Raw genomic sequence first — 10292 nt, 5'->3', positions numbered from 1 at the left:
GATACCGTTCTGGTCGCCGTCGAGGCCGCCGCCCAGCCGGGTAAGGGCGAGTCCAGTCCCGCTGTGGCTGCGATGGCCCGCAAGATCACCGCGGCCCTCGACGCTGCCTGACGGGTGTCGGGTCGGTGCGGTGCGGCTGGTCGCGGGGTCCTGTCGGGACCCCGCGAATCGGCCGCGACCCGTTCCCGTCGAGCTGCGTGCCGAGCTCGACGGTCACCGCGCCGCGCTCAGCTGATCGTTGGCAGCCTCGGTTCAGAACTTGCCGGTGTGGTGTTCGATTCGGTGCCCGAGTTGGGTGGCGCATTCGGTGATGAAGTCCTCGGTGAGGGGCGGCCAACCCCAGAAGTCGAAGGCGAGGGTGCCCAGGGCGAAGCCGTCTGCCCATTGCCAGGTGGTGATGGGGCTCGGTGTGGTGCAGGAGGGGCAGATTGCTGAGCCGGTGCCTGTTTGTTTCCAGGCGTCGATCGCGTCCGAGAACGGCTGCCATACGGCGGGATCGGCTTGCCATTGTTGCGGGTAGTCGATGATCACGGTGGTGGCCTGGCAGCGTGGGCATACTGCGGAGGCCGGTTCGATGCCGCCCTGGCCGGGACAGTGGTCGTGGCGGCCGACGATGACGGCGACGGGGCCGGGGACCCAGTCGGCGCCCCAATCATGGGTGATCCGCGGCCAGTCGGGGCCTGGGACATAGCCTTCGTCGACCTGGAGGCTGTACATCGCCTCGCGTGAAGTCTCGCGAAGCAGCCATCGTCGCGACACCATCCAGTCCACCATGTGCTCGGCCAGCGTGCTCGCGTCGGCCGAGGCCACATCGAGGTCGACGATTCGTTCGAAATAGTCACCCACACCCGCATCCTGCCACCGAGGACCGACGCCAGTACCCGAGTCGCGGCACTACCGGATGATTTGCGGCTCGATCCGTCATTCGTCGTAGCCGACGTCATGTGGGTCCGCGGTCTGTTTCGGGAACGACAGGTCGAGCACGGTGGTCCGGACGAGTCGGGTCGCATAGTCGGCGACCTGGGCGGCGGTGACAGCGAGACGTTGGTCGGTGTAGTCGAGCATCAGCGATACCAGCGCGCCGGACAGCGCACTGGCGGACATGGCGAGTTCGGCGTCGCCGAGAGGTGACAAGTCGGTCATCCCAGCGGCCGCCATGATCGAGGTCAGGAAAGCCGGTGCCACGGCCGCTCGCCGCGTGGCGAGCAATTGGCTGGTCAACGGTTCCCGCAGCAGAACCCGGACACGACGAATATCGGTCTCGAAATACTGGACTGCGGCATCGATCGCGGCCCGCACAGACTCCGCGAGATTTGCCCGCGGCACCGCAGCGGCGATAGCGGACGCGATTTCGCTATTGCATTCGTCGTAGATAGTGACGATCAATTCGTCTGTGTCGGTGAAGCTTTCATAGAAATAGCGCGGGCTCAGCTGGGCATGCCGGCAGACTGCCCGCACCGTGACATCGGCGACTCCGCCGACGCCGAGCAGTTCGTATCCGGACTGCAACAGCTGCCGTCGGCGGACGAGCGAACGGTCGGCCAAGGACTGGCCGCGCCACTGCCGGGCGGTAGGCGGCGACGACACATCGGCTTCGCCGCTTGGTCCTTCTTCTGTCACTTCGACTCCCGAACGCCAACTGGAAACGGTTGATTCTAGACCGATGCCATGCAATCATGAACTAGAATCGGCCGTTTCCAGTTGGGCGGTTCGCCTGATGAAAAGGAGTCGGCACATGTTCGACGAAGCATTGTTCGAGCAGGCACTGGCGAAACCGCGCCTGCGGCAGCCGCTACCGCAGTTTCTGGCAGGCAACCGCGCAGGCGGCCGGGTCCCGGTGCTCACCGAGGACGAGCTCAATGCCATGACCCGCCAATGGTTTGTCGACTTCGAACGAAAGATCCAGCACTACAAGACCTTCGGTGTCGATATCGCCTGGATGCTGGAATGGGCGAAGAAGTACTGGTGGAGTTGGCTGGCACGGGACATGTCGCGCAACGACGAGTTGTACACCGACGACCTCCGATACAAGGATCCGACCACCTTCGGTCGGGTGATGGTCGGCCAGGAGGAGTTCGTCGCATACAACTTCGCGTTCTTCGACGCCATCCCGGACTGGCGTTACGACCCGCTACCGGGGCAGGTCTACATCGACATCACACCGGAGGGCGAAACCCGAATAGCCATCCGCTACATCGGCAGTGGACACCACGACGGACCATTGCGGTTCTACCCCTACGACGAGTCCGCGCCCGCGATCCATGGTGTCGGGACCTTCGTCCAATGCACCGCCGTCGACCGCTACCACTTCACCCCCGACGGCCGCATGTACGAGGGCGAGACCCTCTTCGACCTACTCGACGCCATGCAGTCGGCCGGAATCGTTCCCGCAGAAGACAGTTGGCAGTTCCGCGCAATCACCCACGCCTCACGACTGCCATCGATCCTGCGCAACGCACGCAACACGATCCCGTTCGGCGCTACCCGCTAACACGCTCCCGCCACAGGATCGAGCGGTCCTGGTTGCTTCGGGCGGCGTCAGTGCGCGCAAATCCGCATGTGCGGACGTTCGACGAGATCGCTTGTGCCTCAACCACCGTGGTTCACGAACGACCGGAACGCGACATCATCGTGCGCTGTCTTGAAATGTGCCACCTGGTTCGGGTCGATCTTGCGACCGAGCAGCCGGCCACTTCTAAGCTCTGGTACCTGTGACCCCGATGGACGATCTGACACTTGCTCAGCAGTTGGCGGATGTTGCCGACACCATCTCTATGCGGTACTTCACGGCCGGGAGTGTCGCGACGCAGTCCAAGCCTGACGGCAGCCCGGTCACGGTGGCCGATCGCGCCGTAGAGCAAGCCATCCGGGCTCGACTCGCGAACGCCCGCCCTCAGGACTGTTGGGTCGGAGAAGAATTCGGTACTCACGGCAATGCCACACGCCGGTGGGTTATCGACCCGATCGACGGGACGAGCAACTTCTGCACGGGACGGGCCGAGTGGAGCACCTTGGTCGCAGTCGAAGACGACGGCGAGGTACTCACCGGCATGATCTCCGCCCCGGCCCTGCAGCGCCGATGGTGGGCCTCACGCACCGCAGGAGCGTGGACCAGTACCTGCCTGGATGGACAACTCGGACCGAACCAGGCGCTGACGGTGACGAGGACCGATACCCTCGGCGAGGCCACCGTTGTAATCTGGCCTGTCGCAGACTGGGTTCCAACACAGCGTCTGGTCACAGCCGATACCCTTCTCGCGCGATGTGCTGACGGTGGGCCGCTGTCGGACTGGGCCGGAGCATGCCAGGGCGCCATGCTCGTGGCTGCCGGACAGGCCGATATCTTTCTTCACCAGACTGCCGGACCCTGGGACATCGCCGCCGCTGTACCGATCGTGGAGGAAGCAGGCGGACAGTTCAGCGACCTCCACAAAGGACGCAGCATCTCATCCGGCGCCGCCGTATTCACCAACGGCCGCCTGCACGAGCAAGTGCTCGATTTGCTCGGACACGAATAGAACTGAAACAACACCGGGTCCGCCGTCCGGTTCACCGACTTCATCGATGCACGCACATCGGCATGTGCGAATGTCATGAGCCGCAATGGATCTCATTTGCTGACCGGGCGTTCCGGGGCATGGACGTGCTGAGCCACAGTGGTCTCGGGCTGTGTGATCGTCAGCGGGTCAGCTGGCGCGTTGATGGCCGATCGCGGTGTCAGTGGGGGTGTCAGGTGTGTGTCAGGTCGGTGTCAGTCGGTGCGGCGACAGTGTGTACATCGAACAAAACGACCGGCACCGACACGGTGCCACAACCGATTTCGAGGAGTACACGAGATGTCTGTCACCATCACCCTGACCGATCAGGACAAGAGCACCTTGCGTACCGCCGCCTATGGCGCGGTGTCGTTGATGGCCGCCGCCGGTGCGCCGCACAAGGGCATCTCGCAGGGCTGCATCGCCTTGACTTCGGCGACCGGACTGGTCGGGCATGTGCTGGCCGCAAAGTCCAAGGACATTCACTTGCCAGGTAAGTCCGTTGCCGAACTGGCCGATCAGGTGCTGCCGAGCCTGACCGCGGCGATGAGCCTGCTCGGCAAGCAGCATCCAGAGGAGGCCGACAACTTCCGCGATACCGTTCTGGTCGCCGTCGAGGCCGCCGCCCAGCCGGGTAAGGGCGAGTCCAGTCCCGCCGTGGTCGCGATGGCCCGCAAGATCACCGCGGCCCTCGACGCTGCCTGACGGGTGTCGGGTCGGTGCGGTGCGGCTGGTCGCGGGGTCCTGTCGGGATCCCGCGACTCGGCCACCGCCCGACGAATCTCAGGGTGAGGCCGCGTGGCCGTTGGGATACGCATTACTGCGCATTCATTGCCCACGAAACTCAGCCGAGAGCCGGAGGAGCTAGGTCACGACTCGCGGGAGGCAACACGCCGAACACCAGTCATGGTTCGTGCTCGGTGGTGAGATCAGTCGGCGATCTGGCGCGTGGCCCGATCCGGCAGGATCCCGGCCTGGACGAGTTCCTCGTAGATCCGCTGCTGCTCGTCGTCGAGATTCGAGTACAGCATGTCGTACGCCAGGTCTTCCTCGGCGAGCACCGCGACCGGATCCCAGTCGTCACCGAGCGCCGCGACGACGGCGCTGCGCCGTCGTGCCTCGTCCAGCGTGAGGTCGTAAGCAAAATCGTGGTCGGCCATTTGGGCGTCTCCAACCAGGTTCATTCCAAAAACGAATTGCCGACGATGCCCAACGACGCCTTCTCGGGCAATGACCTACATCACATTCCACAGTTGGACTTCGTCACATTTGATGCCCCGAGCAGGATTCACACAACCGGTCACCACACGCTTCGACGATCCGCAACCCCTACAAGCCAAGCATCGTCACGAGCGCGAAATCGCCGAGGTGGGTGGAGTCCCGTGCAGAGTCAGCAGCGCCTCGATGCCCCACGATGACCGCGATCGGCGAGCTATTCACCACCCCGATCGCGGTACGTGTGACTACATGCGCTGGCTGTATCCAGGTTGGCGGATACGGTCGTCCTGTGGCCGCGGATCGTCCTGGCGCGAACCGGGATCCGCAGGCAGCTTCCGCATTCGGTGCTAGCTGATCGGCAGCGCGCTCAGGATCGGGTCGTAGGCCCAGTTCAACATGCGCTCGGCGTCCTCCTTCGCGGCGACGTTGCTGTCGGGTGAGCTGTGCAGGACCACACCGATCAGCGGTATTCCTGCCCTGACCGACTCGAACAGCAGGCACGTTCCCGCCGCGTCGGTGGATCCGGTTTTGATGCCGATAGTGCCGGGATAGTCACGCAGCAGGGAGTTCGTGGTCTGCCAGAGATGATCGTGGTTGCCCGGGCCGGCGGGCAGGTGATAGCTCCGCGACCTGACGATGTCGCGGAACACCGGCAGGCTCATCGCGCGTAGGCCGAGCGCAACCAGGTCCGCCGGTGTGGAGTAAGTGGAGTGGTCGGTGGGGGCGGGCAGCCCGCTGGGGTCGGTGAAATATGTTCCCGCCAGGCCCATTTGACGCGCCGTCTCGTTCATTTTGGCGATGAAGCCGTCTTGGCCGGGCCCGTACGCCTCGGCAAGGGTGTAGGCGGCATCGCAGCCGGATGGCAGCATCATCGCGTACAGGAGCTGTCGTGCGGTGAGCACCTCGCCGGGGACCAGGCCGGCGTTGCTTCCGTCGTACTTGGTGCCGTAGGCGATGATTTCTTGCGGCACGGTGATAGCCCGGTCGAGGTCGCCGGCATTGATCACTACCAGTGCCGTCATCACCTTCGTGATGCTGGCTATCGGGACCGGGGTGTTCGCCTGTCGCGACCACAGCATCGTGCCGGTGATTCCGTCTGCCAGCGCTGCCCCCGGCGCCTGCACTCCGTCCGGCTCAGCAGTCAGCCAGGGCAACCGAATATGGGCGTCGCTCGCGGCGGGGGCGGCTGCGACGCAATGACCGGCTGCCACGACCAGCACGCCGGCGACGACAGACTGCAACAATCGGGCAAATATGCGCATGGCGACATTCTGCCGTCCAAATCCGCAGATCAGCGGGATTTCATCGACCGAATCACCGCGCAGTTCCGACGGCAGCATGCAATCGGCTAATCCGGCATGCTCTGAGCCCAACACTTCTCGCGTGCGACCGCTCGCCCAGCGGCATGGCCGCGCCGCTCTGCAGTCAACATCGGCGCTGCCTCGCCATTGGCCGGCACCGAGGATCTCACCCGTCTCTTGCCGTCGGTTGCCTGCACCCGGGTTCGGCAAGACCCGACATCGTGGCTCGTGATGCCCCGTGGTCGGCATGTGCGAGCGTCGCGCGAGATTGCCTGCCGCTCAATGGTTGTGGCTCGACCCGACAGTCTGTACGGGTGTTTTCCGCGCGCGCCGGCCCGAAACTGCAGCGAGTTCGTTTGTCATCCAGCGGACGGCACCGACGGCCGGCTTGATGCGGCCGTCACGCAGGCGCGTGGCGAGCTCGGTGAGTTGGGTCCGGCGCTGGCCGACAGTCAAACCCGTGGTGCCGTACCCCAGCTCGACGATCACTCCCGACAACTCGTGCCCAGGCACGCTCGGGGTCCGGTCCCGGCCGGCGCGGTCGGTCCAGGTGCCGGGCCAGTCCAACTCGCCGGGGGTGAACCCGGCGGCGTGTACTTTCACGATCACGGCGTTCTCGGCGGCGTGGGGGTAAGGCAGGTCGTGAGTCAGGGTCATCCCGGCGATACCGGCGTCACGATTCCCAACGATGATGGCTTGCATGCGCCCACGGGGGCAGGGGCTCACGTGCCGATAACCACTGTTCCGGTATTCCGCGTATCGTGTCTCGGCTTCCGATCCCTGTGTGTGCTGCCACGATTCCACCGACGATCGCGGCTGTCGTGTCCACATCCCCGCCGGCCTCGATGCACGCGGTGACGGCGGCCGGGTAGTCACAGAGAAAGGTGGCGGCTGCCCACAGCGTGAACGGCACCGTGTCCTGGGCGCTTACTTGTGCGCCGTTGCCGAGTTCGTAAGCTGCTTCGGCTACCGATCGGCCGAGTAGCTTTCGAGCTCGCCGGACACCGTCCGCGGTCCGACCATTAACCAGATACGGCTCTACCACGGCCAGCAATTCACTTGGTACACAGCCTTTTCCACGAGTCGCCGCAGCGTAGCTCGCTGCGGCGGCGACCGCCATGGCGCCCACGATCGCTTCCGGGTGCCGATGGGTGACCTCGGCGGAGAGCGCGGCCTGCGCTGCCGCTCGGCGCAGGTCTCCCGCGAAGTACGCCCCGAGCGGGGCGACCCGCATCGCAGCCCCATTTCCCCATGATCCGCGCCCGTCGAAAGCCGCTGCGGCCGCTTCCTCCCAGGGGCGCCCGTCGCGAATCTCGTGCAGCACAACGACTGTGCCGCCGCCGTAGCCACGATACGGTTCGCAGCGATCAGCGAAGGCACCTGCGAGTGCGTCCCGGTCGATACAGCCGCGGCCGCGGACTTCCGAGTACACCGAACAGGCCATCTCGGTGTTGTCGGTCCACTGCCACGGGGCCGCTGGCACTCGCCCGGCGAGCAGATCAGCGACGGAGTGGCCGGGCACGAAGAACTGAGCACCCAGCGCATCACCAACGGACAAACCGTCGAGGCTGTGAGACGCGGAATCAGAAACCAACGGCATACGGTGGCCAATGATGCCAACCGCAACCAGCTTCTGCAACACCCGGTAAGAGCAGACGGCACAACGGTCCACAGCTGCGTTCGACCGTATGACTCGCATGCCGGCAACCGAAACCCTATGCCGCCGAGCACGTCTCGGAATCGATATGGGCGATCTCGCAAAGCTCTCAGGAAGGAACAGGATCCAGGCCGCGAGCCGTGAAGGCCTCGAACATGAACTCGCCGACTGCCTTTGGTCGGTGCTGATACTGGCTCACGGGTATGAGGTGGACCTCGAGGCCTCGACCAAACGCTGCACGTAGTTCGCGCCGATGAAACCCGCGGCGCCGGTCACGAGGTAATCGGCGATGGCTGCCGCTGGCTGAGGCCACACACGAGGGTGCTCGCCGGCACCACCGCGCTCAACTTGCGCGCCGACCAGCCGCCAACACGACCTCCTGTCCAACCAGCGCGTCTCCGAGGCACTCGCCGACGACGGCGCTCGCCATCGGGCATCGCCAACGTTGTGGAGGCATCAAAATTGGCTGATACCAACATCTTCCGTGCGAAGTTGGTGTCCAATTCCACTGATCAATGGTGTTGCAGATGACCGATGTAACCAGTCAGGAGTGCCCTCGTGTCACGTGAAATCGATTCGGCTGTCTTCCCACATCTGGATGCGGACTTGGACCGCGTCCGTGACGTTCTCGGACCTGTTCGACTAGAGGGCAGGCCTGAACTGACCGCACTCACCGACGATGGGCCGGACACCTCTCGCCGTTTGGTTCGTCCCACTTTGACCCTGTTGTCGTACTACCTGCTCACCGATCCCGCGACCCCGGCCGACGATCGGGTGGTGCGCGCCGCTGCTGCCGTCGAGTTGCTGCATCTGGGCTCGCTCTACCACGACGACGTCGTAGATCACGCGTACGAGCGTCGTGGCCGTCCCAGTGCCAATGTGGTGTGGGGTTCGCATATGGCGGTCCTGGGTGGGGACTCGGTGATGCTCGCGAGCGTGCGCATGCTGGCCGAACTCGGTCGACGGGAAGTTCTCGCGGGGGCGATCGCGGGTGAGCAGATGTGCGCGGGCATGGTGATCGAGGCCGCCGACCTCTATGTGGCCTCCCGCAGCGAGCAGTCCTACCTGGACGCGATCGACGGTAAAACGGCGGCGGTGCTCTCGCTGGCATGCCGGGTCGGCGCGATGCAGGCCGGCCGGCCCGAGGATGCAGAAGAGGCGTTGGCCGAGTTCGGCCGACAGTTCGGGCTGGCCTACCAGTTGTGTGACGACATCCTCGATTTGACCTCGACCGCCGAAGAAATGGGCAAGCCGGTCAACGCGGATCTGCCCGAGGGCATCTACACCCTTCCCGTGATCCGCGCGGCCGCCCGCGACGGGAACCTTGTCCGGCTGCTACGCAGAGCCATGACGCGTGAGCAAGCCGCGCGGGCCCACGAGCTCGTCATCGCCTCCGGCGCCGTGGACGAAGCGCGGGCGATGGCCGATGAATTCATGGACCAGGCTGCCGGTCGACTTGCCGATGTGCCCGCCGACCCACGCGCCCGCCACGCGATGATCGCCTACGCCAGGTCCATCCTCGACCGGCGAACTCCCGGTACCGCGGTCGACCCGCGTGCGACGCAGCCATCCCGAGCTCGTGGCGCCGGGCTCCCGCCGCACGTCGCAGAATGGTTGCGGAGCTGGCTGGTGGACACCGGGCTTGCTCTCACTCCTGCCGAGGCCGACTACCACCGGTGGACAGGAGCGATCCAGGTTCCGGCACAGACCTTGACCCCGGCAGCGGACGCGGCACGTGAACAGACGACCTACGGTATGGCCGTGCTGGTCCTCGCGTTGGACGACCTCTTCGAGGATCCGCAGCTGAAGGACCCGCAGGCCGTCACCGCGCTGAGGCGCGGCATGGTGGCGATGGTGCGCCAGGACCCGGAGGCGCGGCCCGGCGCGATCTCAACGGCCTGGGCGAGTTTGTGGCCGCGTCTGCGTGAGGGCCGGACCGCCCGCTGGCAGGAGCGGTTCCTCGACGGCCTCGAGGAGTGGTTCGAAGCGGCCGAACGCGAAGCGCACCATCGCATTAACGGCTATGTCCCAACCACGGCCGACTACCTGCCGCTGCGGATCGCGACCAGTGGGATCGAAATCGCCCTCGCCTGCATGGAGGTGTACCAGGACGGGGAACTGCCGTCGAGGCTGCGCAGTCACCCCGTGATCCGCCGGTTCGAGGAACTCGCCTTCTGGGTGACCTTCGTGGAGAACGACCTGGTGGGGTTGGATCAGGACGAGGCCGACCAAGTCCCCTACAACTTGGTGCGGGCGGTCCGTCACGAGACCGGCTGCACCCGTGGCGAAGCCGTCGAGCAGGTGCAGCGCCAGGTGGCGGAGCATCGCGCCCAGCTCGAGGCGGTGATCCGCTACATCCCCGGACTCATCCGCGTGCTTCCCGGCCTGTCGGGCAAGAGGAAGGACTACGCGCAGATATACGCGAACATCACGAATGTGGCGCTCTGGGGACGTGAGAGCGATCGGTACGAGCCAACATCCGCTTCCGCAGCGCCGGACTTGGAACGTTTGCGCCGTGAGATCTACTACCAGGCGGCCGAACCGGCTCCTACCGCTGTAAGCCCCCACGACTGACAAAGC

General features: G+C 65.1%; 9 protein-coding genes and 1 pseudogene. 4 read left to right on the top strand and 6 right to left on the bottom strand.

What is annotated here, in order from left to right; translation table 11 throughout:
* Positions 1-252 precede the first annotated feature (252 nt).
* Both ON44_RS23425 and ON44_RS23420 read right to left on the bottom strand, forming a co-directional pair.
* Positions 253-846, bottom strand: coding sequence for a hypothetical protein (locus tag ON44_RS23425; protein WP_040693597.1), 594 nt, complete (start codon positions 844-846; stop codon positions 253-255).
* A 75-nt stretch (positions 847-921) separates the two neighbouring features.
* Complete coding sequence (locus ON44_RS23420; protein WP_157187268.1) at positions 922-1620, bottom strand: TetR/AcrR family transcriptional regulator; 699 nt, start codon at positions 1618-1620, stop codon at positions 922-924.
* Positions 1621-1735: 115 nt separating this feature from the next.
* Here ON44_RS23420 and ON44_RS23415 point away from each other — a divergent pair, with 115 nt between their 5' ends.
* The 3 genes from ON44_RS23415 to ON44_RS23405 all read left to right on the top strand — a co-directional run bounded on the left by ON44_RS23415 (position 1736) and on the right by ON44_RS23405 (position 4241).
* A complete protein-coding gene (locus tag ON44_RS23415; protein WP_040693596.1) occupies positions 1736-2491 on the top strand; it encodes a nuclear transport factor 2 family protein in 756 nt (251 codons plus the stop codon).
* A 229-nt stretch (positions 2492-2720) separates the two neighbouring features.
* Positions 2721-3518: an inositol monophosphatase family protein gene (locus tag ON44_RS23410; protein ID WP_040693666.1), complete on the top strand. Its 798-nt coding sequence runs from the start codon at positions 2721-2723 to the stop codon at positions 3516-3518.
* 318 nt (positions 3519-3836) lie between these two features.
* Positions 3837-4241, top strand: coding sequence for a hypothetical protein (locus ON44_RS23405; RefSeq protein ID WP_040693594.1), 405 nt, complete (start codon positions 3837-3839; stop codon positions 4239-4241).
* Positions 4242-4465: 224 nt separating this feature from the next.
* Here ON44_RS23405 and ON44_RS23400 read toward each other — a convergent pair whose 3' ends face one another.
* From ON44_RS23400 to ON44_RS23385, 4 genes and pseudogenes are all read right to left on the bottom strand, one after another.
* Positions 4466-4696, bottom strand: a complete 231-nt coding sequence (locus ON44_RS23400; RefSeq protein ID WP_364487644.1) for a DUF6400 family protein — start codon at positions 4694-4696, stop codon at positions 4466-4468.
* Between the two features lie 405 nt (positions 4697-5101).
* Positions 5102-6265 (bottom strand): D-alanyl-D-alanine carboxypeptidase family protein, encoded by a 1164-nt coding sequence (locus tag ON44_RS23395; RefSeq protein ID WP_245567295.1) that lies wholly within the window; start codon positions 6263-6265, stop codon positions 5102-5104.
* Positions 6266-6475: 210 nt separating this feature from the next.
* Positions 6476-6757: pseudogene (locus ON44_RS47775) on the bottom strand (alcohol dehydrogenase catalytic domain-containing protein); the annotation flags it as partial.
* Positions 6729-7655: an ADP-ribosylglycohydrolase family protein gene (locus ON44_RS23385; protein ID WP_040693658.1), complete on the bottom strand. Its 927-nt coding sequence runs from the start codon at positions 7653-7655 to the stop codon at positions 6729-6731. The gene ON44_RS23385 and the pseudogene ON44_RS47775, both read right to left, overlap by 29 nt.
* Before the next feature lie 615 nt (positions 7656-8270).
* Between ON44_RS23385 and ON44_RS23375 the strand changes: the two genes are divergently transcribed.
* The gene (locus ON44_RS23375; RefSeq protein WP_218007622.1) at positions 8271-10286 is read left to right on the top strand and encodes a polyprenyl synthetase family protein; all 2016 of its coding nucleotides are present in this window, start codon (positions 8271-8273) and stop codon (positions 10284-10286) included.
* Positions 10287-10292: the final 6 nt, after the last annotated feature.

This window comes from Nocardia vinacea NBRC 16497 (assembly GCF_000308835.1).
Classification (GTDB): Bacteria; Actinomycetota; Actinomycetes; order Mycobacteriales; family Mycobacteriaceae; genus Nocardia; species Nocardia vinacea.
This window is presented reverse-complemented; position numbering and strand designations above follow the sequence as displayed.